19 protein-coding genes and 3 pseudogenes are annotated in these 21,707 nt (G+C 67.1%); 12 read left to right on the top strand and 10 right to left on the bottom strand.

Annotated elements, in window-relative coordinates; genetic code table 11:
• Positions 1 to 19: 19 nt before the first annotated feature.
• Both mobF and ON29_RS15295 read right to left on the bottom strand, forming a co-directional pair.
• Positions 20 to 745 carry a MobF family relaxase gene (gene mobF, locus ON29_RS37075; protein ID WP_373283879.1) on the bottom strand — a complete coding sequence of 242 codons (726 nt, stop codon included), beginning with the start codon at positions 743 to 745 and terminating at the stop codon, positions 20 to 22.
• Between the two features lie 515 nt (positions 746 to 1,260).
• Positions 1,261 to 1,746: a TSUP family transporter gene (locus ON29_RS15295; protein WP_051175240.1), complete on the bottom strand. Its 486-nt coding sequence runs from the start codon at positions 1,744 to 1,746 to the stop codon at positions 1,261 to 1,263.
• A gap of 146 nt (positions 1,747 to 1,892) precedes the next feature.
• Between ON29_RS15295 and ON29_RS15290 the strand changes: the two genes are divergently transcribed.
• The 7 genes and pseudogenes from ON29_RS15290 to ON29_RS15260 all read left to right on the top strand — a co-directional run bounded on the left by ON29_RS15290 (position 1,893) and on the right by ON29_RS15260 (position 7,360).
• A complete protein-coding gene (locus ON29_RS15290; protein WP_083863533.1) occupies positions 1,893 to 2,528 on the top strand; it encodes a DUF8020 domain-containing protein in 636 nt (211 codons plus the stop codon).
• A 180-nt stretch (positions 2,529 to 2,708) separates the two neighbouring features.
• A complete protein-coding gene (locus ON29_RS15285; protein WP_040866949.1) occupies positions 2,709 to 3,371 on the top strand; it encodes a YcnI family copper-binding membrane protein in 663 nt (220 codons plus the stop codon).
• Positions 3,372 to 3,482: 111 nt separating this feature from the next.
• Positions 3,483 to 4,052, top strand: coding sequence for a hypothetical protein (locus ON29_RS15280; RefSeq protein ID WP_157172788.1), 570 nt, complete (start codon positions 3,483 to 3,485; stop codon positions 4,050 to 4,052).
• 392 nt (positions 4,053 to 4,444) lie between these two features.
• Positions 4,445 to 5,005: pseudogene (gene sigC, locus ON29_RS15275) on the top strand (RNA polymerase sigma factor SigC); the annotation flags it as partial.
• A 98-nt stretch (positions 5,006 to 5,103) separates the two neighbouring features.
• Positions 5,104 to 5,739 (top strand): ABC transporter ATP-binding protein, encoded by a 636-nt coding sequence (locus ON29_RS15270; RefSeq protein WP_040866998.1) that lies wholly within the window; start codon positions 5,104 to 5,106, stop codon positions 5,737 to 5,739.
• A complete protein-coding gene (locus ON29_RS15265) occupies positions 5,736 to 6,578 on the top strand; it encodes a metal ABC transporter permease (RefSeq protein WP_040866948.1) in 843 nt (280 codons plus the stop codon). The genes ON29_RS15270 and ON29_RS15265 overlap by 4 nt, the downstream gene beginning before the upstream one ends.
• 26 nt (positions 6,579 to 6,604) lie before the next feature.
• A complete protein-coding gene (locus ON29_RS15260) occupies positions 6,605 to 7,360 on the top strand; it encodes a metal ABC transporter solute-binding protein, Zn/Mn family (RefSeq protein ID WP_217999177.1) in 756 nt (251 codons plus the stop codon).
• Positions 7,361 to 7,411: 51 nt separating this feature from the next.
• Here the strand turns inward: ON29_RS15260 and ON29_RS15255 are convergent, their stop codons facing one another.
• Together ON29_RS15255 and ON29_RS15250 are read right to left on the bottom strand one after the other, a co-directional pair.
• The gene (locus tag ON29_RS15255) at positions 7,412 to 9,049 is read right to left on the bottom strand and encodes a class I adenylate-forming enzyme family protein (protein ID WP_040866946.1); all 1,638 of its coding nucleotides are present in this window, start codon (positions 9,047 to 9,049) and stop codon (positions 7,412 to 7,414) included.
• Positions 9,046 to 10,845: a CoA transferase gene (locus tag ON29_RS15250; protein WP_040866945.1), complete on the bottom strand. Its 1,800-nt coding sequence runs from the start codon at positions 10,843 to 10,845 to the stop codon at positions 9,046 to 9,048. The genes ON29_RS15255 and ON29_RS15250 overlap by 4 nt, the downstream gene beginning before the upstream one ends.
• 122 nt (positions 10,846 to 10,967) lie before the next feature.
• On the opposite strand from ON29_RS15250, the gene ON29_RS15245 reads away from it, so the two are divergent.
• A complete protein-coding gene (locus ON29_RS15245; protein WP_051175236.1) occupies positions 10,968 to 12,143 on the top strand; it encodes an acyl-CoA dehydrogenase family protein in 1,176 nt (391 codons plus the stop codon).
• 7 nt (positions 12,144 to 12,150) lie between these two features.
• Here the strand turns inward: ON29_RS15245 and ON29_RS15240 are convergent, their stop codons facing one another.
• The gene (locus tag ON29_RS15240) at positions 12,151 to 13,311 is read right to left on the bottom strand and encodes a hypothetical protein (RefSeq protein WP_217999176.1); all 1,161 of its coding nucleotides are present in this window, start codon (positions 13,309 to 13,311) and stop codon (positions 12,151 to 12,153) included.
• Between the two features lie 5 nt (positions 13,312 to 13,316).
• Positions 13,317 to 14,543 carry an MFS transporter gene (locus ON29_RS15235; protein ID WP_217999175.1) on the bottom strand — a complete coding sequence of 409 codons (1,227 nt, stop codon included), beginning with the start codon at positions 14,541 to 14,543 and terminating at the stop codon, positions 13,317 to 13,319.
• Between the two features lie 244 nt (positions 14,544 to 14,787).
• On the opposite strand from ON29_RS15235, the gene ON29_RS15230 reads away from it, so the two are divergent.
• Positions 14,788 to 16,740, top strand: a complete 1,953-nt coding sequence (locus ON29_RS15230; protein WP_051175235.1) for a cytochrome c oxidase assembly protein — start codon at positions 14,788 to 14,790, stop codon at positions 16,738 to 16,740.
• 36 nt (positions 16,741 to 16,776) lie between these two features.
• On the opposite strand, the gene ON29_RS15225 is transcribed toward ON29_RS15230, so the two are convergent.
• From ON29_RS15225 to ON29_RS15215, 4 genes and pseudogenes are all read right to left on the bottom strand, one after another.
• Entirely contained in the window at positions 16,777 to 19,035 is a 2,259-nt protein-coding gene (locus ON29_RS15225; protein ID WP_040866995.1) for a heavy metal translocating P-type ATPase, read from the bottom strand.
• Positions 19,036 to 19,049: 14 nt separating this feature from the next.
• Entirely contained in the window at positions 19,050 to 19,661 is a 612-nt protein-coding gene (locus ON29_RS15220; protein WP_245548968.1) for a hypothetical protein, read from the bottom strand.
• Positions 19,662 to 19,694: 33 nt separating this feature from the next.
• Positions 19,695 to 19,790 (bottom strand): annotated as a pseudogene (locus ON29_RS37765) (zf-HC2 domain-containing protein); the annotation flags it as partial.
• 314 nt (positions 19,791 to 20,104) lie between these two features.
• A pseudogene (locus ON29_RS15215) lies at positions 20,105 to 20,500 on the bottom strand (ABC transporter ATP-binding protein); the annotation flags it as partial.
• 56 nt (positions 20,501 to 20,556) lie between these two features.
• Here ON29_RS15215 and ON29_RS35840 point away from each other — a divergent pair.
• The 3 genes from ON29_RS35840 to ON29_RS15205 form a co-directional block, all read left to right on the top strand.
• Positions 20,557 to 20,805 carry a hypothetical protein gene (locus tag ON29_RS35840; RefSeq protein ID WP_051175232.1) on the top strand — a complete coding sequence of 83 codons (249 nt, stop codon included), beginning with the start codon at positions 20,557 to 20,559 and terminating at the stop codon, positions 20,803 to 20,805.
• Between the two features lie 347 nt (positions 20,806 to 21,152).
• On the top strand, positions 21,153 to 21,311 hold the full coding sequence (locus ON29_RS35835; protein ID WP_157172787.1) for a hypothetical protein: 159 nt from the start codon (positions 21,153 to 21,155) through the stop codon (positions 21,309 to 21,311).
• 115 nt (positions 21,312 to 21,426) lie between these two features.
• On the top strand, positions 21,427 to 21,707 hold a 281-nt coding region (locus tag ON29_RS15205; RefSeq protein ID WP_040866994.1), incomplete at its 3' end, for an ABC transporter permease.

The raw sequence follows: 21,707 nt of genomic DNA, 5'->3' as shown, positions 1-21,707 counted from the left end.
CGCCGCGCACCGAATAGCTTCAGTCATTCATCCGTCGATGCCATGACGAACCCGGCGCGGTAGTCGTGGCGAGTTTGTCGTATCGGGTGGCGGCGCCACGCCAGTGCTCGGTTTGTTGAAGGTCCCTTCGACGACGTTGCGGCCCTTGTAGGCGGACGAGTCCAAACCCGTTGGCCGCTATCCTCCGGGCCAGCCGCCGCGTCGCCACCGCGAGAGCTGCTCGCGCCGTGTTGATGCAGTCGCCACGGCGAACATGACGCCCGACCCGACGACCTACCAGGCACGATCGGAGAGAGTCGATCGGGAGACATGACCCGGTTAGTAGGCCGACGTGGGGCCCAAGCAACGAAAAGCCCTTGTTGGCGATCAGCACGTGGGTGTGCAGGTCCGGGTCGCCGGCACGGGAATCGCGGTGCGTGAACCGGGCGGCCACGATGCCCTCGACATCTACCTGCCGAACACCGCTACGACCCAGACGGGTGACGACCGCGTGCTGTTCCATCCACGCCAGGGCGTCATCGATCGCGGCGCGGTGGGCGGCCTCGATCTTCTCCGCAACGCTGCGAGGCGCGAGCGCCCACAGCACCGACACCGACTTCACCGGTGAGAACGTGATGTCGAAACCCGCCACCGCGGCGGTGTTCGGGCGTGAGTTCTTCGCCACCCAGCCGGACAACTCGCGCGCATCTATCGGTGCGCGACCGTATTCTTCGGTGAACATTTTTGTCGCCACCGCAGTGCGCATGCGTGCCCGTTCGACATCAGGAATAGCGTCATGCGGATCTGATCCGCGTGAGATATTGTGTGTCTCGAATATAGTACTGATAGCCATTGCCTGCCACAACTTTGTGAATCGTCGCGGTCATACATCCATCAAGCACACATTGCGCGATCCTTGCCAAGGGTTTCCGTGTCTGATTTTGCGTGGAATTCGATGAAATCCCTGGTCGTTATAACATTGTTACCCTCGATGAAAGAGGTGTGCTTGGTGAATGGCGGCAGAGGAGGTCGGGATGATGGAGAGATGTGGGGGTTTGGCGGGTGCAATGAGGGGGTTGAGGTGGGGTGCGGTGGAGGTGTGTGTGGGGGGCGATGGAGGAGTGCAGGGTTGGTGGTGACCGGTCCGCCATAGGAGTGGCCACCAGCGGCGCACCCGCGTGCGGTGCCGACAAGAACTGGAGTGGCCAGCTACCGTCGCGTCTGGGCTCAGTTGGCAGTCCCCGCCGAATGGCGAAGCCCGAGATGGATGGTGCGGCCGGATCAAAGCGCCTGGATTGTGTAGACCAGCGCAGTCGCAGCTGCCGACCCGCCAAGGGTGAATCGAAGTGCCCACTCCGGCAGGACTGGTTGCAAGTGTGCGCCGAGATAGCATCCGGCGAGTCCGCCTGTGCCGCAACTAATACCGATCGCCCAGTCCGGAGCGACGTGGACTTCCCCGGTGATGGCAGCGAGCATGATGTAGGTGCCCGCGCCCACGATCGACCTGGGCAGAGTCGAGGTGAGCGCGGCGGGCGCGACCTCGGCGAGTGGAATGCCTCGGCCCGCGAGGACCGGACTAAGTAGCGAGCCTCCCCCGATGCCGCCCACGACGCCGACGGCCAGCGCCGTACTGGTGATGAACCGGCTGGACGGGCGGGGGTGGTGGGCCACTGCGGGACGGGCGGTGCGCATGCACAGCCATAGACCAAGGGGAAGCAGCGGGGCGGCGGCCATCAGCTTGAACGTGGTGGCGTCCGGAGATCGCACACCCCTATCGATATGTGTTGTGCGTCACATCAGGAACTGGTTCGACAACTTCTCCGACCTTTTGTCGGCTGCGTACCCACGCTGCCACAACGAAATCGAGAGTTGAGACGACAGTGATGTTTCGTAAGGGCGCTGCGGTGGCCGCCATGGCTATCTCGGCTTTGTGTATCTCGGCGGGAACCGCGACGGCGGATCCCACGCAGGAGACTCCGGATGTCCATTTCCAGGCCAACGTGGTCGACCGCTCGGTTGTGCTCACGATGGATGCCGGGGCGCTCGCCATCAGCGATGACCATCTGCAGTTCATCGATCGGAGCGGAACGTCCGTCGCGACTCTTCCGCTGACCTACGTCCACGGCGGCAGTGCGATGCCGATCGCCGCGCAGCTCGACGGCGATATGGTCACGTTGACCCCGAGCACCGATCCCGCCGACGCGCGCCCGGTCAGCGCAGCGACAGCTCAGGAGATCGATGCACTGTCTCATCCGAACTACAACGCGGCCCTTGGCAACTTCAGCATGTCGATGATGGCTGCGGCGACTGTCGGGAGCCTGCTGGGCAGTGCGATCGGCGGCGGCATCGGCTGCGTCGCCGGCGGCATCGTCGGTGGAGCGACCGGGGGTGTGGTGTCGATCGGTCTGCTCGCGGTTCCGGCGGCGATCGGCGGTTGCCTCATCACCGGCGCCGCACTGGCAGGCATGGGCGCGGTCGCGGGCACCGTCATCGTCGGCGTCCCGGCGTTGATCGCAGCCGGTATCCAGTTCTGGAACGACACCCACTGAGCAATCGGTAGGTCCGGAAGTCGTGGTCGGGTGCCGGACCCTCCACGACGCCGAGCTCGCGGTGCGCCGTCTTCGCCACGACTGCGACCGGAGATGCGCGGTTCTGCCGCGGTAGTGGCATATCGTCGTCGGCGAGCATCTGTTGCGTTCGTTTTCTCACCGTGAGGAGAGGTCTCGACGATGAACAGTTCTTGGTTGGTGCGTGCCGCGTCGGCAGGCGCTGCCGCGGCCTTCGTGGCGACTGTGGCGGCCGCTCCCGCGCTTGCGCACATCACTGTCTCTGGGCCTGACGCGTCTCGGGGCGGGTCGGGGGTCCTGGTTTTCCGGGTGCCGAACGAATCGGGCACTGGCAGCCCCACGGTCGAGGTTGCGGTGCAGATTCCGGGGGTGACGGCGGCGGATACCGAAGCTGCGCCGGGATGGAAAGCGGTAGTGCGGAAAGACGCTGCGCGGAACGTCACCGACATCACCTGGACGGCTGATGCCGGGGGTGGCATCGGGCCGAGTCAGTTCGGGCAGTTCTCCGTGCTGGCGAACGGGTTGCCGGACACGGAGACGGTGACGATCCCCGCGGTGCAGACCTACGCGGATGGTCAAGTCGTACGCTGGGACCAGAACGCGGACGGTGATGGATCCGAGCCGGAGCGTCCAGCTCCTTCGCTGACGTTGGCCGCCAAGCAGTCCGGTGGCGTCGACAACCATGGTGACATCCAGTCGGCGGCGTCCAGTTCTAGTTCATCGAGCGATACGACCGCGCGCTGGCTCGGCGGTATCGGTATCGCTCTGGGCGCTCTGGGCCTGCTTGCGGCGCTCGGTATGGGAGTGGCTCGTCGCAGGTCCTGATCATGCTCGGCCGCTTGATGATCAGTTCGTCGGTTTTGCAGCCTGCGGCGAGGCCGTGATCGAAACCCCGCGGGACAGTGTCGGCATACGAGTGTCATGATGGACGGCGTTATGAACACTGTGCCCGCGCCCCAGAACGCGCGGGCTGCCCGTTCCATCGTGTTCGCGGGGATCGCGGTGTGGTTGTCGGCGCTGGGGCATGGGGCCTCGGCGGGGCACAGCGTGTCGCTGTCGGCTTTCATCGTGGCATTTGCCGCGACGGGTTCGATGGCGTGGGCGCTGGCCGATCGTCAGCGTGGCTTCTTCGCCATCGGCGGTGGGCTTGCGGTGATGCAGGCGGTCTTGCACATGTGGTTCGGCATATCGTCGATGTCGGCCGCTCACGCCGCTTCCCAAACCATTGATCCACACAGTGATGCGGGCATGTTCGCTGCGCACGCGGCGGCCGCGCTGGTGTGCGCGGTGTGGCTGTGGCGCGGGGAAGTCGCCTTCTTCGCGCTACTGGCGACGCTGTATACACGGATTCTGGCGCCTCTGCTTCTCGTTCTGGTGCATCCGTCGGTCGACAGCGAGCCCCGAACCGTGGTGGAAGTCGACCATCGCATCGAGACGTTGCGCGAAGGCGTGTTGCGTCACGTCATGGCGCGGCGTGGGCCTCCAGTGGGCGCGGTTCGGTTCTGAGAGTTCGCCATCGGAGGCAGCCACGCCTTGTGCTGCCGGTGGAGGCAGTGCTGCCCGGTCGATCGTCGATCGCCGCGATTCAGCGCTGCCGGTATTCCGGGGGCGAACGTAGCCGCTCGTGTCATCTATGCGCGTGAGCAAGCCGTGAGGGTCTGCCGCGACGCCGGTGCGCACGCCCGGCTTCCCGTCCAGCGGCAGTCGGTCCTCTACGCCGGTGTGCGCACTGTGCGCGTCCGGCTGCCGGTCTCTCCGCACCACCGCATGGTGGTGTCGCGAAAAGAAATCGTGCGAATGTTGTCTCTTTTTCTGCTGTCGGCTGCCTGCCGCGGCGACGGTCCTTCTCCTCGATCGGCTCTGAGCGCTGGGCGCTTTCTCGTGTGCCGGATGCGTCGATGTGGAGGCCGCGGATGTCCGACGAACTCCTGACCGCGCTGGCGTTGTCGGCCGGTGCCGGCAACCGAAAGGCTTTGGAGCAGTTCATCCGATCGACGCAGCGCGATGTGTGGCGTTTCGTCGCGCACCTGACCGATGTCCAATCCGCTGACGACCTGACCCAGGAGACGTTCTTGCGGGCCATGGGCAGTCTGCCGCGGTTCGCCGGGAATTCGACCGCACGAACCTGGCTGCTGTCGATCGCTCGCCGCGTGGTGGTGGACCGGTTCCGCAGTGTCGCCGCTCGTCCGAAGACGACGCAGGTGCCGGAATGGTCGCAGGTTCTCGAGCAGCGGCCTGATCGGCGTACACCGGATTTCGCCGAGGAGGTGGCGCTGAACGACCTGCTGTGCAGTCTGCCCCAAGAGCGGCGCGAGGCGTTCGTCTTGACCCAGGTCTTGGGCATGTCCTACGCCGAGGCGGCGCAGACGGTGGGTTGTCCGGTCGGCACGATTCGTTCTCGGGTGGCGCGTGCCCGCGAAACCCTCGTCTCGGTGGTGCGCGGAAGCGACGGGTCCGCCGACGGCGATTATGTCGCGGAACCGATGGGCGTGGTGGTGCGACTACTTCCGGGCACACCGGTCGGCGTGCGGGTGACGGCCGGTAAGGAGGTGGGGTGATGGCAGGGCTAGACCTGCGCTTGCGGGGGGTGTCGTGCCGGCACGGACGTGTCGACGTGGTCAGGGATGTCGACCTCGACATATCTGCCGGTCAACGGGTGGCATTGACCGGTACCAACGGCTCCGGCAAGACGACGCTACTGCGCGCGGTGATCGGCCTGCATGCGGCTGTGCGCGGCGATATCTCCGTCGGAGGCCGTGGCGGCCGCACATCGGCGGACTATGCGTGGCGGCGGCGGGTGTGCGGGTGGATTCCCCAGCGGCCCGCCGCGGGCCGATTCCCGCTGCTGGCCGGTGAGCTCTTGGCCAGTAGCGGAGACGTCCGTCAGGCGCAGGCGATGGCGACACGGCTGGGTGTGGGCGAGCTGCTCGGCCGACCACTCGACACGCTCTCGGGTGGGCAGCTGCAGCGTATGCACCTAGCCCGAGCGGCGGGGTGCGTGGCAGCTGGTGCGAGCGTCGTTCTGGCCGACGAACCCACGGCTGCATTGGATTTCGCGGGACAGGAGGAGGCCGCCGACGTCCTGACGGAGCTGCCTGTAACCCTCGTCGTGGTCACCCATGACCGCGCCATGGCGCGGCGTTGCGACCGAGTGCTGGAGATGGCCGCGGGCCGACTGCGGGAGTTGTCGTGAACGGGCCTGCGCAGGTATTCGATCTGCTCGGAATGGGATCGGTGCAGCGGGCCGGTGTGGCGCTGTTGGTGGGCTCGATCGGGCTGCCGGTGGTCGGTGTGGCCATCGTGGGGCTGGATATCATCCCGGTCCGGTTCGCGATGATGCACGTAGCGCTGCTGGGTGCTGCGGTCGGCATGCTGACCGGATGGGATCCGGCGTTGTGCGGTCTGCTCGCGTGTGCCGTTGCTGGGGCGGGGATCAGTCCGCTGGCGCGCACGCCGGAAAAACTTTCCGGTGCAATGGGTTTGCTGATGAGTCTGGCCGTCGCGGCAGCGCTGCTGGTGCTCGCGGTGGCGGGAGTGAATGCCTCGGCTGCGTTTTCGCTGCTGTGGGGTTCGATTCTCGCGGTCCGGGTTCAGGACGTCGTCGTGTTGGCGGCGCTGGCGGTGGTGGTGCCTGCGCTGTTCTGGTGGCGAAGACGTGATTTGGCGCTGCTGCTGCATGATCGCGAGCTGGCGTTGGTTTCCGGTGTGGCGGTGGGGCGGCTCACGCTGATTCTGCTGGTGCTGATCGCGGTTGCGGTGGCCGGGGCGATCCGGCTGACCGGTGCGCTGCTCGTGGATGCGCTCACCTTGCTCCCGGCGCTGGCCGCGCGGCGGTTGGGCCGCTCACTGATTTCGATCATCGTCTGGGCTGTCGGTATCGGCGTTGCGGTGAATTCCGTGGGATTCGTGCTGGCGCTGGCCTTCGATCTTCCTCCTGGGCCGGTGCTGGTCCTCACCGCGGGGGCAGTCGCCTTCGCGGCCCATCTGATTCCTGAACGGAGAACACTCTCATGGCGCGCTTTCGACCATTGATCGCCGGTATATGCCTGACGACAAGCGTGGTCGCGGCGACCGTGCTGCTGAGCGGGTGTGCCAGCTCCGAAAGCGAGCAGCACGACCACCGCGGCCACACCCACCCGGTGGTCGTGGCGACCACCACCTGGGAGGCTGCGTTCGCCGAAGCCGCAGGCGCCGAGGACGTTAAAGTCATCGTGCCGCCATCGGTCCACCATGCTCCGGACTACGACCCCAAACCGTCGGATCTGACCGCGGTGGCGGAAGCGGACTTCGTGCTCTACGCACCGTTCGAGCCGTTCGCGGCCAAGATCAAGGAAGCCGCGGGATCGAAGGCCGAATTGATCGAAGTCGATCTGGACAACTCCGCGGCCAAGGTGAAAGCCCAAGTGCAGGCGCTGGGCGAGCGCTTCGGCACCACCGCGGCGGCGCAGGCGTGGACCGCGACGTTCAGCACCGAGTTCGACAAGCTCAGCGGGGACGTCCGCTCGGCATGGCCGGGTGGTAAGCAGCCGACGGTCATCGCCCAGGTGTTTTCGACGTGGGCGGCCGAGCTGGCCGGTGCGCAGATTGTGGGCTCCTATGGTCCTGAACCCGTCACGCCCGGTCAGCTGGCGGAGTTGAGTGCGAAGAAGCCGCAGTTCGTTCTCGACAACGCGCACATGTCAACCGGCGTCGTGCTGCCGGACTCGGGCGTCGAACAGGTATCGATCGTGAACTATCCCGAGCAGGGCCAGGATCTTCTGTCCGTCTATCGGGGTGCGGCAACCGCGTTGAAGAAGGCGCTCTCCGGGTCCTGACTCGGCGGATCGTAAGGCGGGGCAGCCGTGGAAACGGCTGCCCCGCAGTGTTCAGTGCCTGACGGTGGTGAACCTTGTTTGCAGAGCCGCGCGGTCGGGTTTGCCCGCAGGGGTCAACGGCAGGGCATCGAGCAGCAGGAGCGATTCGGGGTGTTTGCCGCGCTCCATGCCGTTGGCCGCCAGATGAGCACACAGTCCTTCCAGGTCGAGCACGCTGCCCGGCCGCGGCACGACACAGGCCGCGAGTCGCTCACCGAGCACGTCGTGGGGGACGCCGATGCACGCCACATCGCGGACATCGGGATGCGTGGCCAGCATGCGTTCGACCTCGGCGGGGCTGATGTTCGCGCCACCGCGGATGACGATCTCCTTGAGCCGCCCGACCACGTGCAGGCGGCCTGCGGGGTCCAGGACGCCGAGGTCACCGGTGCGTACCCAGCCGTCGCTCGTGCGATATCGCGAGTCCAATCGCGGGTCCGCGACGTAGCACAGCGGCGTCATGGGGCCCCGGGCGACTATTTCTCCGGTTTCGCCTGGCGCCGCGGTCCGGCCGGTGTCGACCCGGTCGATGCGGATCTGCGCCACCCGCGGGTCGGGTCGCCCGACCAGGACTCCCGAACTTTCGTCGCCGGAATCGATTTCGTCGATATCCGTGTGACAGTTGACGCCGTCGGCCGACCCGTAGAGGTTCACCACCGTGCATCCGAATGCTTGTTGTGCCTCCCGGGCGGTCGTGGCGTCGAGTTGCGAACCACCGAGCACCAGTGCCGTCAGTGCGGAGGTGTCGGTCTCGACTGCGCCGTTGTCGAGCATCATTCGGATCATGGTGGGGACGCCGAGCACGTGCGTGGGACGATGCTGTTGGATCGACGCCAACGCTTCCACCGGCGAGAAGTGGTCCAGCAGAATCAGCGCGCCGCCGTGGCGGGCCAGCGTCACAGCCGTGCCGTTGCTGCCGAAGGCCGTGGCGAGCGGTACGAGAAACAGGCTGCGGGGCGGTCGGTCGTCGGTCAACAGCGATGCCATGAAGTTGCCGCGGCCGCCTGCCAGCGCGTTGTGGGAGTAGGCGACCATTTTCGGTTCCGACTCCGACCCGGAGGACACCAGGATGCGAGCGGCCGCGTCCGGATCGGGGCGATCCGGGACGAAATCGTCGTAGTCGCCAGGGAACAACTCCACGAAAGGCACACAGCTTTCCGGCGCGAAGTCGGTACCGACGGCGACGACGAAACGCAATGTCGGCAATTGGCCGAGCAACTGCGCGAGATCTGCGGCGTGGTGGTGTCCACGGAACTGGGCGGCGGCCAGGACACCGACGGCTTCCGATCGCCGCAGCAGCGACTCGGCCTCGCTCATGCCGCGGCCGGCGGGGAACGGCAGTGCTACCGCGCCCAGTGCGGCCAAAGCGAGGTCTGCGATCACAGCGGCGCGGCAATTCGGCAGCTGGATGCCGACGACATCGCCGGCTCGTACACCTCGGGCGGCCAGACCGGCGGCCAGCTGCCGCGCCAGAGCGTCCACTTCCGCGTAGCTCACCTCGCCTTCGTTGTCGACCAATGCGGTTCGGTGCGGGTGCTGGCAGCGGCGTGCCCGGAATAGCGAATACAGGTCGAGGTCGGGGTAGCTGCCGTCGGTCGCCCAGGTTCTGCGTAGCTTGCGGGGGACTAAATCGTGTAATGCGACGCTCATCGGAACCTCCAAGGCGACGACACGGCGACGGCGCCGTGTTCGTCGCGGGTCATGGCGCCCGCGAACCGGGAATCGGTGGGCAGGGTCGTCAGATCGGTGGTCACTGGGGTGGTGATGATGCCTCGGTCCCTGAGCATCGCCCAGGCGTCGTCGGTGGACAGCGCACGCACCTGTGCCGCGGTGTCGGCCGCCGCGACGGCGTGCTCGTCAGCGGGTGCGAGGAGCCCGTCAGCGGTCGGCAACGGGCGGCGGAACCCGGCGGGGTGACGTAGGGGAAGACCGTCATGCGCCCGACGTAGAGCCGGCGCGGTCAGCAGTTGCGCGGCGGCCAGGAGTGAGGATTCCACGCGCACGCCGCGGCCGGTGCGTTCGCGGGTGAGCAGTCCGGCCAGAATCGCTTCGGTGCCCAGCATGCCGCCGAGGACGTCCAGCAGGGTCATCAGTGACGGTGTCGGTGGTTCGTCGGCTGGGCGGGCCGCCTCTCCCACTGCGGTGCGGGCTTGCACCATGAAGTCGGTGCCCATGGGGGCGCCGGGGAGCCGTCCTGCCCAGCCGCTGGTGTAGGCGTAGATCAGGCTCGGGTTGGCGGCCGATAGCGTGTCGGCGTCGAGTCCGAGTTGCTCGGCTTTGCCGGGTGCCCAATTGTGCAGGAAGACGTCGGCGTCGGCTGCCAGTTCGAGCAACTGCCGGCGGTCGGAGGGGGACTTGATGTCGATTTCGACGGAGTCCTTGCCCCGGTTGAGGGCCAGCCAGCGTGCGGAGATGTCCGAGCAGGTCGGTGGCATGCCACGCAGCGGGTCACCGCCTGGCGGCTCGATTCGCACGACGGTCGCGCCGAGCAGCCCCAGCAGGTGCGCGGCGAGTGGGGCCTGGACTCGACGCCCTGCCTCGAGCACAGTGAACCCTGCCAGAGGACGCTCATCGCTACATCGGCCGCGTGCCGGTACCGTCGCGGAGGGTTTCGGATGCGGGGACAGTTCCCAGGGCAGCGTCGATTCTCCGCCGTTGTGCAGTTCCGCCGAGCGTTCGACCAGGGTGTGTAATCGGCAGACGTCGGCACCGGATTCGGCCGCGGCCGCCTGTACCTGTGTCCACGTGGCCCCCAGCGTGGTGTGATGAAGCTCGTCGGGAATCGGAGCGCAGGCCGTGGCATAGCGGAACTGGAAGGGCCGCCAGCCTTTTCGTGCCGCCTGCATCGGCGCTCGCATGGCCTGCCAGAATTCGGCCCACACCGCGACGTCCAGTGCTTCGAGTTCGAATCGAACGCCGTCGGCAGTGGTGAACGGTGGCCCGCCGGGCGCCAGTGGGCTGGCTTCGTCGTCCTCGGCGCACGCGGCGGCGAGGTACTGCGAGACGGTCAGCAGCGCCACGCGATCGAGCGAGACTTCCGCCGAGGTGACCGAGGTACCCCTCGCGCGGCCGATGAGCGCGGCCAACAGGCCTTGGACGGCGAGCACACCGGAGGCGGTCGAGACGTAGTCCACGGCCAGTCCACGGGGTGAGCCGTCGCGACGTCCGTGCACGAGCATCAGTCCTGCGGCGGCCTGCGCGGTCGCCTCATCGCATACCTCGCTGTCCGGCCTGCCCCAGGACAGGCGGGTTTCGACTGTCGCGCCGTCGAGGTCGGTGAGAGTCAGCGCGTCACAGTCGGCCGCGCAAGGTTCGGCGCCCAGCAACCGCAGGTGCTGCGCCGCGATCGAGACCGGACCCGGCGGTCCGCCGGTCTCGACCTGCACCCCCTGCAGTGGTTTCGCCGTCAGTTGGTTGTCGGAGGTCCGCGTTGCGCCGAGTGTCATGGCTCTCCTTCTCGAACAGAGTGACCGCCGCGGGAACTCGGTGGCGATCGCCGCCGACCACTCCCGCGGACAACAGCAGTCGCAGCGCGGGGACGTCGAGTTCCCAGCAGACGAGGAGAAGCATGGACCCGTACGCATCCGAGACCCGTATGTCCGCCGCCGGGGTCGACGGCACGTCGCTGCGTGAGCGTGTGGAAGCCTTTGTGGCAGAACGAGTGATGCCACAAGAGATCCTGCTGGACGCAGGTGGCCCCGCTGCTGCGGCAGCCCGTTCGCAGTTGGCCGACGCCGCGCGGGCGGAAGGGCTGTGGGCGTTGCCGCTGCCGAGGGAGCATGGTGGTCAGGGTCTTTCGTTCGCCGAGTACGTGTGCTTGGCCGAGGCCGAAGGCGCCAGTGACCATGGGCCTGCGGTGCTCGGCTCGGCCTCGCTGTTGGATGTGCGGATGTTGCAGCGTCATGCCGGTGACCGCGTTCGGGAGACGTACCTGAAGCGACTGGTTTCCGGGGAACTGCATGCGGCGTACGCGATGACCGAACCCGACACACCAGGCACCGATCCGACGTTGACGGCCACCCGAGCGGCGGAGGCTCCGGACGGTTCGTGGGTCCTGTCCGGTCGCAAATGGTTCGTCAGCGGCGCCCAGGACGCCGATGTGATCACTGTGCTGGCTCGCACCGACGGGCGGGCGCCGGACCGGGACGGGTTGTCGTTGCTGCTGGTGCCGACGGACGCTCCGGGCTTCCGGCTCGTGCGTGAGCTGCCGGTCCTCGGAGTGGGTGGGCAGTGGGAGATCGCCCTGGACGGAGTGCGGCTGCCGAAAGACCATCTCATCGGCGAGCGGGGACGTGCGTTGCCGATCGCGCGGCAGCGGTTGCAGCTCGGCCGGACGTTGCGCTGCCTGTGCTGGCTCGGCCAGGCGCAGCGGGCCTATGACCTGATGTGCGAGCGAGCTCGCACGCGCGGTCAGTCATCGGGAACGCTGGCCGAACGCCAGCTGGTGCAGCAGCATGTTTTCGAGTCACTGCTGGCCATCCGGAGCACCCGGCCGCTGGTGCACAAGGCGGCCGCGCTCCTCGACGCAGGTCATGACGCTCGCGTGGAATCCGGTTTGGCGAAGGTGGCCGCGGCGCGGACGCTGCAACAAGTGGCTGATTCCGCGATCCAGGTGTACGGGGCTGCCGGGCTGGGACCGGATACCGCGCTGCCGGGACTGCTGCGAATGGGGCGGATGGCGCGCTTGCTGGATGGTCCGGACGAACTGCATATCACCTCCGTGGCCAGGTCGGTGTTGCGCTGAGGCCGCGTCAGGTGTCGAAAGGAGCGATCAACCCGGTCTGCATGGCCAGAGCCGCGGCGAAGAAGAAATTGCCCCAGATCAGCTCGTGGTTGGTGGCAAGCCCGCGGCCGAAGTCGTAGCATCCGCCACCCAGCCTGCCCCCGGGTTGCTGGGTGCCGGGACCGTTCAGGAAGTCCGTGGCAAGCCGTCGCGTGATCTCGGTGGCTCTCAGCCGCATCGCCGAGGATTGTGCCGTACTCGTTTGCGCTGCAGCAAGTTTCAGCAGCGCTACCGCCTCGATCGCGGCGGCCGAGGTGTCTGGTGGCGCGTCAGGATGGTTTTCGGCGGTGGGTACCAGTGGTTGGTCGGCGTCGAGGAGTGTGCAGGCATCGACGAGGAATTCCGGGGACAGGTACCGGCAGGCGTCGGCCAGGGCGAGCAGGAGCCAGGCCCTGCCTCGGCTCCATCCTCGCTGCGGTTGCGGCGAGGGTAGCCATGTGCCATCCGACCAGGCCCATGCTGGGGTACCGATCGGTGTTGTCCGCCAGAGGTGCAGGTGTGTTGAGAGATGTTCACGGGCGATATCCGGGCTGCGGGGGTCTTTGTCTGTGGCCAGAAGTGGTACCAGGCCGGGAATTCCGTCCACTCGAGCGAGGAGGCGTGGGCCACCGAACGCTGAACCCCATGGCAGTACACGGAGATTGTGATCGAAGTCCGAACGGCACTGGCGTGCGGCACTCTCGCGGAGCGCTGAGGCGCGGGCGTCTTCACCGCGCCCGGCTGCCAGGGCCGTTCCGTACCAGAGGATCAACCCGCGGGTGGAGGTGTCCGATGTCACCCAGTCGGCCAGGCGTTGTGTCGCTTCTGCGGCGGCGTTGCGATGCTCGTGCCGACCGCTAGCTGATGCACGCAGCCACAGCAGGCCTGCCCAGAAGCCGCCGGTCCAGGATCCACGGGAGGTGGTGGTCCATTCGCCGGAAATACCGGCGTAGAGCGGAAACCGGGTGCCCACAGCGGCGTGTGTGCTCGATACGCGGTTCATGAGGGCATCGAATGCCTCGCACGCCCAATCCGTCACCGTGTTGTGCCCCCGCCCCATTCCGTCGTATGCAGCTGTTTGAGCTGTACGTGATGAAAACTGCTGTGAAGGCGCAAGTGTCGTGAACTCATAGCAGCGCGTGTCGCGCATAGTCCTCACGCCCGCTCCTCGACGCGGGCCTCACGATCTCGCACTGCCCACAACGCCGCGACTGCCGCCGCGACAGCGAATTCCGCCGCGACGATCAACCAGCTGTTGCTGTATCCGATCGAGGGCACCACGGTGCCGAAAAGCGGTGGGCCTACCGCGAATCCGGCGAAGAACCCGGCCGAGACCAATGCCGAGTTGCGTCCGGCTCGTCCAGGGGCCGAGCGCTGGAGCACCAGCACCATGGACACCGCGTTGCCCGCCATGCCGAAGATGCCGACGGCAATCACCGCGATCCACACCACCCCGGTCATCAGTGCGGAGGCGGCCAGCAGCAGCGCCGCGATGCCGGATCCGAACGCCAATCCGGCGGGCAGGACGACGGCCGCGCGCGGGTTCCCCGCCACACGAGCCCAGCCGATGCGGCCTGCGATGCCCGCAACCCCGAGCACGGCCACGAGGGTCCCCGCCGCCGCAGCGCCGAGGCCGAGCCGTCGTTCGCCGAACAGTGCCAAGTAGGTGTTGATCGATGCCATGGCGGCTCCCAGAAACAGGGAATACACGGCCAGCCAGTACACGACGCCGTCGTTCCCGCGTGGTTCCGGCTTGTCACCGATGCCCGAGCTGGACGTGCCGTGATGCTGTCGCGGCGGGTCGGCGGGCAGGGTACGCCACACCCACAGCGCTACCAGCAGCGCGAAACCCGCCGCCGTCCACACCGCAGTACGCCAGCCCGCCGAAGCGGCCAGCGCGGTGAGCGGCAATCCAGCGGCGATGGCGCCGAGTTGGACACCGGACTGTTTGGCGCCGGTCACCCCTGCGCGATCGGCCGGCGGGATCGCCGCCAGGATCGCTTTGTTCGTCGCGGGGTTGGCCAGTGCCTGCGGCACGCCGCCCAGGGCCACCGCGGCGAGGAGGACGCCGTAGGCCGGTGCGGCGGCGATGACACTGAGGGCCACTGTGACGGTGAGCAGCAGCGCGATCAGGCATCGTCGTGGACCGAGCAGGTCCACCGCGCTACCGGCCAGCGGCGACAGCAGCGCGGCTGTTCCGAAGCCCATGGTGGTCGTCAACCCCAATGCGGTGGTGGAGATCCCGAGATCCGGAACGAGGCGCGGGCCCAGCGCGCCCAGGACGAACAATTGCAGCATGGAGAAGGCCATGGCTGCTGTCAGTACGCCGGTCACCGAGGCTGTCGTCAGCCGGTCCCGTCCTACCGCGGGGTGTGTCTGCACTGCCGTCCTCCCAGACCATGCCGCGCCGCCCATCAGCGGCCCTGAGGTCAGATAGTCGCGCGGCGTGCGGGTTCGGTTCCGTCAGCTGGCGGACTGGGGACGGCCGGTCGCACCGCGTCGTCGGCGCGGCGGCGTCCGGTTCGCTGATGTCGGGAACTTTTCGTCCGTGCGATCCGACCACTATGCGCGAGCTGTTTCCCCTGGAGGGCAGTACTTTCTGGTCGGAGGTCGGGTGGATCCAACGGTGGACGTGAATCGCGGAGATGTCCGTCGCATTCGGATCGTCGCGGTGGTGATGTCGCTGACGCTCGTCACCGGTGCCGTGCTGGCGATGGGTGAGGTTCCTTACCGCGCGGCCGGCACGACGTATCCCGGGCTTGCGTCCGCGTTGGGCTACGCGCTGTTGCGGACGGTGGCCGCGCTCGCGGGCGCCGTGGCGCTCGGTTCTCTGGTCTACGCGGTGTGCTGTACGCGGGTCTCCGCACAGGGGCGGATTCTGGTCGACGGCTATGCGGGCTTGCGGCTAGCCGAGCGTGCCGCCCTGGTCTGGTTCGTCTCGGCGCTGGTATTGATACCGGTCACAGCAGCGGATGTCGGTGGGTTGAGTCTGTCGGGTCTGGTGCGCGCGGGCGCGCTCGGGGCGTTACTGGATGCGAGCGAGAAACCCAAGGCATGGGTTGCCGTCGCGGTGCTGGCCGCTGTGGTGAGTCTCGGTGCACGGTTGACGATGTCCTGGATCGGCGTGGTCTGGCTGACGTTGGTGGCGGCTGTGGGCGTGCTGCCGCCCGCGTTGGTCGGCAACGCGGGTGAAGGGCCGAACCACGATTACGGCACGGGCGCGATGATCCTCTTCCAGGTCGCGGTGTCGGTGGGGCCGGGGTTGTTCTGGTGTGTGGCCGCGCAGCTGCGGCGCGGCGGCCCGGACACGGCGGTCGCAGCTCGGCGCGCCGTGGTCATCGGGATGCTGTGCACGGTGACCGCAGTGGTCAGCGGGCTGGTGCTCGTGCGGGTGTTATTGCCGTGGTCGTGTGTGCTCACGACCGGATACGGCAGGTTGGCTCTGTTCGCGGCAGCGGCGCTCGTCGCGGCGGGGTGGACGCTGTGGCGCTCCTACTGCAATCGGGTGCCGGATGAAGGAATCGTATTCAATTGGAGCGCAGCACTTTCCGCGGTGGTACTGAGTGTACTGGTGGCGATGGCGGTGCAACCGGCGCCCGCGTTCGCCGACCGGTCGTTCACCGCGCAGGAGGTATTCCTCGGTTTCGAACTGACGGATCGGCCCACCTTGTGGCGGCTGCTGGCATCGTGGCGTTTCGATTTCGTGCTCGCGACGGCGGCGTTGGTCGCGGTTGTGGCGTATGTCCTCGGCGTGTGGCGTCTGCGTCGTCGTGGGGACCGCTGGTCGCGATGGCGCACTCTGTCATGGATGGGTGGTTGTATGGCGCTACTGATCGCCACGTCCTCGGGCATCGGTACCTACGGTCTCGCGATGTTCAGCATGCACATGATCACGCATATGGCTTTGAACATGTTCGTCCCGGTGCTTCTTGTGCTCGGCGCGCCGGTGACGCTGTTGCTCCGGGCTCTGCCGTCGGCGGCGCGGGGCGCGGTGCACGGGCCGCGCGAGTGGGTGCTGGCACTGTTGCATGCCAAGCCGACCGCTGTCCTGGCTTACCCCGGCACGGCGATCGCGCTGTTCGTCGTCTCGTTGTACGGGCTGTATTTCACGACGCTGTTCGAAAACCTGATCCGCTACCACTGGGGCCACGTCCTGATGAACGTCCACTTTCTGATCGTCGGGTACCTGTTCTACTGGGGCATCATCGGCATCGATCCGGGTCCGCGCAGGCTGCCTCATCTGGGACGGCTGGGGATGCTGTTCGCGGTGATGCCGTTCCACGCGTTCTTCGGCATCGCGATCATGTCGATGAATTCAGTTGTGGGCCAGCGGTTCTACGGCAATCTTCAGTTGCCGTGGGCGATCGATCTGCTGGCGGATCAGCACGTCGGAGGTGGCATCGCCTGGGTGTCCGGTGAGGTCCCGATTCTGCTGGTGGTCGGCGCGTTGCTGACGCAGTGGGCGGCCCAGGATCGGCGCACCGCGGTGCGCACCGACCGCAAGGACGACGAGTACGGCGATTCCGACCTCGCCGCCTACAACGCGATGCTGGAGCAGCTGGCCCGCAGCCGTAGGTGATCTTGCCCGAGCCGTTTGACAACGATGCCCACCCGATCAACCGCCCAGACGTGCTCGGCGCAGGCGCAGGCTGTTGGAGACGACGAAGAACGACGAAAAGGCCATCGCCGCTCCCGCGATCAGGGGGTTCAGTAAACCCAGCGCGGCCACCGGGATGGCGACGATGTTGTAGCCGAAGGCCCACACCAAGTTCCCTTTGATGGTGCGCAAAGTCGCGTGCGCCAGCTCGATCGCGTCGGTGGCCGCGGCGAGATCTTCGCGCACCAGGATGACGTCGGCGGCGGTGATCGCGACATCGGTGCCCGCGCCGATCGCCATGCCGAGGTCGGCGGTGGCCAGCGCCGCGCCGTCATTGATGCCGTCGCCGATCATGGCGACTCGATGTCCGCGCTCCTGCATCTGCGCGATCAGCTCGACCTTGCCTTCGGGCAGTAGCTCGGCCACCACCTCGTCGATGCCGATCTCGTCGGCGACGGACTGCGCGGCATACGCGTTGTCGCCGGTGAACATGAACACGCGCAGACCGAGTCGATGCAGTCGGGCGACAGCAGGGGCCGCGCTGTCTTTCACGGTGTCGGCCACCGCGACGAGCGCGACGGCGACCCGGTCCACCCCGACCAGAACCACAGTGCGGCCGACTCGTTCCTGACGGCGAAGCTCCCGCAGTAAGGCCTGGGGCACCTCGATGCGCTGTTGGTGAAAGAGACGGAGCCTACCCACGTGCACTTGCGCACCTTCGACGGTGCCGCGTGCACCCAGTCCCGGTAGTGCCTCGAACGATTCGACCATAGGCAGGGTGTCGTGCATTTGTCGTGCATGCCGGGTGATCGCGGCCGCGACCGCATGTTCGGAGGCCGATTCCACGGCCCCGGCCAAACGCAGCACCTCGCCGTCGGTGCGCGTGCCCTCGACGGTTACGGCGACGACGCTCATCACCCCGTGGGTGAGGGTGCCGGTTTTATCGAGTACCACGGTGTCGACGTCGCGAGTCGCTTCCAGCGCTTGATGACCCTTGATGAAGATGCCCAGCTGTGCACCACGGCCGGATGCCACCAGCAGCGCGGTGGGTATGGCCAGGCCCAGCGCGCACGGACAGGCGACGACCAATACCGCCAGCGCTGCCGCGGCCGCATGCTCGCCTCCGCTCCCGGTCATCCACCACGCGCCGAAGGTCGAGCCTGCGAGCAGAAATACGCATGGCACGAAGACCGATGACACACGGTCGGCCACGCGCTGCATGCGCGCCTTGCCGGTCTGGGCCTGCTCGACGAGCCGGATCATGCCCGAGAGTTTGGTGTCGGCACCGACCGCGGCGGCCTCGACGATCAGCCGCCCGGTCAGCGCGGCGGTGCCGCCGATCACCGCCATACCCACCGTGATGTCGACCGGAAGGGATTCGCCGGTCATGGCCGAGGCGTCGATGCTGGATTCGCCCGACACGACCAGTCCATCAGTGGCGATCGTCTCACCTGGCCGTACCACGAATCGCTGCCCTTCCACGAGTTCGCTGATCGGGATGCGCATCTCGCGGTCGTCGCGGGTCAGCACAGTGACCTCGCGGGCGCCGAGTGCGGCCAGTGCCCGCAATGCGCTGCCCGCCGAGCGCTTCGCCTTCGCCTCGAAGTATCGCCCCGCGAGTACGAACGCGGTGACGCCCGCCGCGACTTCGAGATAGATGGCGTCGCTGGCCCAGATCGCGGCCCACACGCCTTCCTGCGCGGTTCCGGTCCGGGATGGGTGCAGATACATCGTGTCCAGCGACCACAGCGTGGCGGTGAGTACGCCGACCGAGACCAGGGTGTCCATGCTCGCGGCGCCGACTTTCGCGCCCGCGAACGCGCGGCGGTGGAACGGCGCGGCCGACCACAGCACTACCGGCAGCGCCAGCGCGGTGAGGACGAACTGCCAGCCGGGAATTCTGGTGGACGGCAGAGTCGCGAACATCACCGACAGGTCGGCGAGCGGGAAGAACGCCATCAGGGCGACCACCAAGCGGCGTAGGAGGTCCTTGACCTCGGCGTCCTCGGGGGTGGCACTGATCGCCTCGGCGTGGTCGGTGATCGGTATCGCGCTGTATCCCGCGGCGTCGACTTCTGCGCAAAGGTCTTCGGCGGTGACATCGCCGGCGGCATCGATTGTGGCGACTCCGGTCGCGTAGTTCACCGATGCGGTGACGCCGTCGACTTTGTTCAGCCTGCGTTCGACTCGGTTCGCGCATGCGGCGCAGCTCATTCCGGTGACCGCGAGAGAGAGCCGGTTGGGCGCGTGGGTTGTCGCGTTCAGCTCGATGGTCATGCGAGTCCCTCTTTTTAAGCGGCAGGATCTTGGGTCGAGCGGAGATGATCTGCGCGTTTGCCCAGTCGGGCGCCGGTGGGCAGGACGAGTTCGGCGGGTGCGCGGTCGCCGACCGGAGGAGAGGTGTCAGGTCGTCGCGTGCGGTGGACGATGGTGACGAGTGCGAGCGCGACGACCAATACGCCGTGCGACACGACGCGCGGCAGCGGCACCACGCCGGAATGCAGGTCGGCGACAACGAAGGCGCTGAGTACGGCCACGACTGCGGCGAGCACGGGCAGCATTCCCGCGGCTGCCGAGGGACGTATCGCGCTGGCGAGCAGTCCGACCCCGATGGCCAGGTTCCAGGCGGTGCTCTCGTTGAGGAGGTGGCGAGTCATTTCGGCACCGTGGTGGCTCATCCCGAAGTCGAGGCCTGCCATTTGGGCCAGTGCGAGGCCGAGCTGCACGACACCGAGTGCGCCGAGCAGCAGTCTCACCAGCTCAGCCCGCGAGTTCGGCACGATTGCGCGCAAAGTCGAGGAGATCGATCGCCTAGGCCGTTGCAGTTCGGCTGCGGCGAAGATCGCGTCGGTGAGGTCGGGTGCATGCGATCTGCTCCCGCGCACGAGCTTCGAAATCTCCACGGCCGTGAGGTACCAGGAACAGCACTCTCTGCACTGCTCCAGGTGCTCATCCACCCGCGCCGAGGGGACGGCTTCGCGCTCACCGTCGATCCGAGCCGACAGTGCTGTCCGGCAAACTTCGCACTCCACGTGCAGATTGTCGTCCACTCCGGCAGTCGAGTTCCCCGAGGGCCGCGATTACCGTCCCGCGAGAACCGAAGCCTCGGAGCTGACTCGGCTCGGAGGCATGGGTAACGCCGATCCAGTGCAAGAGTTGGTAAATCGTTTCGTCGGTGATGCGGTAGCGCACGAAGCCAGTCGCATGCCCTGGCGCGTCGTCGGATGCGGTGTAATCGTCCTGACCGACCTGCTTGAAGAGCCGGAACGCGGACCCTTCGGAGCGGGTCCCGCCGTTCCTGACGGTTGCAGCGTCGGCGTCGGCGGAGAAGTGAGTGATTCGCGGATCACGGCGCTTCGAGCGTGAAGTCCGATCTGCTCGGCTTGTCGGGCAGGTTGGGTTGAAACGACACGACCGGGTAGCCGTGCTCGGGGTCGGTGGTGATCTGTGCCCGCACGCGATACACCTGTTCGACCAGGTCGGTGGTGATCACCTCGCTGGGTGATCCCATCGCGACGATGCGGCCCTCGGCGAGGATCAGTAGCCGGTCGCAGAACATCGCGGCGAGGTTGAGGTCGTGCAACGCGATGTAGCTGGTGATCGGGAGGGCCGTGACCAGGGCGAGGATGTCGAGTTGGTGGCGGATGTCGAGGTGGTTGGTCGGTTCGTCCAGTAGCAGTTCGTGCGGTCGCTGGGCGAGTGCTCGTGCGATCTGGGTGCGTTGGCGCTCGCCGCCGGACACCTCACCGTGGATGCGTCAAGCCGACATCGACGAGGGCAACAAGCCCGGATCGACCAGTGCCGAGTCTGCTGAGTTGCGGGAACTGCGGCGCCGCAACCGAACTGCTCGAGCAGGAGAACGAGGTCCTGCGCCGAGCGGCGGTGTATCTGTCGCAAGCTCATCTGCGGGAAAAGGCTCACCCGCTCGTGAAGGAGCTCGCCGACGACGGGATTCGCGTCGGGGTGACGTGCCGGGTGTTCGCTCGCCAACCGTTCTACCGGTGGCTGGCCATGCCGGTCACCGTGAGTGAGGTCGCGGAGGCGTAGCGGGGCAATGCACTGTTCGACGCTCATCGCGACGATCCAGAGTTCGGGTACCGGTTCCCCACGCCGTGCACCGGCGTGGGGTGCCGACCGTCGCTCAACGCAAACAGCCGACAGAGTCATGGGGCGGCGGCGGATGGATACAGCGCGAGGTGTCGGGGGTAGGTCCCGGCCGGCCGTAGCGCTGACCGCGGGTGATCTCGTGCTCGATCCCGCCCGCCGCGTCGTGCGCCGAGGGTGACGCGGGGATATCGCTGACTGCCAGAGAATCGGTCTGCTGGAATTCCTGTTACGGCACAAAGGCATGGCGTTGAGCAAAACGCAGATACTGCGGAATGTGTGGGACGCGCATGTCCAAACCCGACGATAAAAGCGGACTCGGCTTCGACACCTGGGGCGCCACCGCCGCGCTGTTGGCCATCCTCATCGCCGGAATCACCTACAGTCACACCCGGAAGACCTCGACAACCACCACACCACAACCAGTCACCGCCGCCGACACCCGCTGACGGCACCGCGTACCCACCACCCGCTGCGCATATCGCCCAAGCCGGTCGGCGTCCCACGCACGCCGGTGCACGGCAACGAATGCCCGGCAGGCCGCGGAGACACGAGGAAGGGGCGCTGGTGTACGCGACCGTAGAGCCCGGCGTCGAACTGGCGGTGCTGTGCGTGGTCATGGTGGCCCTGACAGCCGCGTGGTATCGGGTGGCGCGATTGGGACCGGCGGCGGTGGCTCCGCGCGCTGCGATACGCGGCGCGGCACAACTCGGAATCGTCGCGCTGGTGCTGGCCGCGGCACTGGCACAGCTATGGTCCGCGGTGCTCGTCCTGGCCGTCATGTTCGCCGCCGCGGTGGCAACCGCCGCGCAGCGGTCCTCGGCCGGCTGGTCGGGACTGTGGCT

Origin of the sequence: Nocardia exalbida NBRC 100660, assembly GCF_000308575.1 — a bacterium.
GTDB lineage: Bacteria > Actinomycetota > Actinomycetes > Mycobacteriales > Mycobacteriaceae > Nocardia > Nocardia exalbida.
This window is presented reverse-complemented; position numbering and strand designations above follow the sequence as displayed.

Bases quoted from the DNA above. Each gene is read 5' to 3' on its own strand.
- mobF (WP_373283879.1), bottom strand. From the start codon at position 745: ATGCGCACTGCGGTGGCGACAAAAATGTTCACCGAAGAATACGGTCGC.
- ON29_RS15290 (WP_083863533.1), top strand. From the start codon at position 1,893: ATGGCTATCTCGGCTTTGTGTATCTCGGCGGGAACCGCGACGGCGGAT.
- ON29_RS15285 (WP_040866949.1), top strand. From the start codon at position 2,709: ATGAACAGTTCTTGGTTGGTGCGTGCCGCGTCGGCAGGCGCTGCCGCG.
- ON29_RS15280 (WP_157172788.1), top strand. From the start codon at position 3,483: ATGAACACTGTGCCCGCGCCCCAGAACGCGCGGGCTGCCCGTTCCATC.
- ON29_RS15270 (WP_040866998.1), top strand. From the start codon at position 5,104: ATGGCAGGGCTAGACCTGCGCTTGCGGGGGGTGTCGTGCCGGCACGGA.
- ON29_RS15255 (WP_040866946.1), bottom strand. From the start codon at position 9,049: ATGAGCGTCGCATTACACGATTTAGTCCCCCGCAAGCTACGCAGAACC.
- ON29_RS15250 (WP_040866945.1), bottom strand. From the start codon at position 10,845: ATGACACTCGGCGCAACGCGGACCTCCGACAACCAACTGACGGCGAAA.
- ON29_RS15245 (WP_051175236.1), top strand. From the start codon at position 10,968: ATGGACCCGTACGCATCCGAGACCCGTATGTCCGCCGCCGGGGTCGAC.
- ON29_RS15240 (WP_217999176.1), bottom strand. From the start codon at position 13,311: ATGCGCGACACGCGCTGCTATGAGTTCACGACACTTGCGCCTTCACAG.
- ON29_RS15225 (WP_040866995.1), bottom strand. From the start codon at position 19,035: ATGACCATCGAGCTGAACGCGACAACCCACGCGCCCAACCGGCTCTCT.
- ON29_RS35835 (WP_157172787.1), top strand. From the start codon at position 21,153: ATGTCCAAACCCGACGATAAAAGCGGACTCGGCTTCGACACCTGGGGC.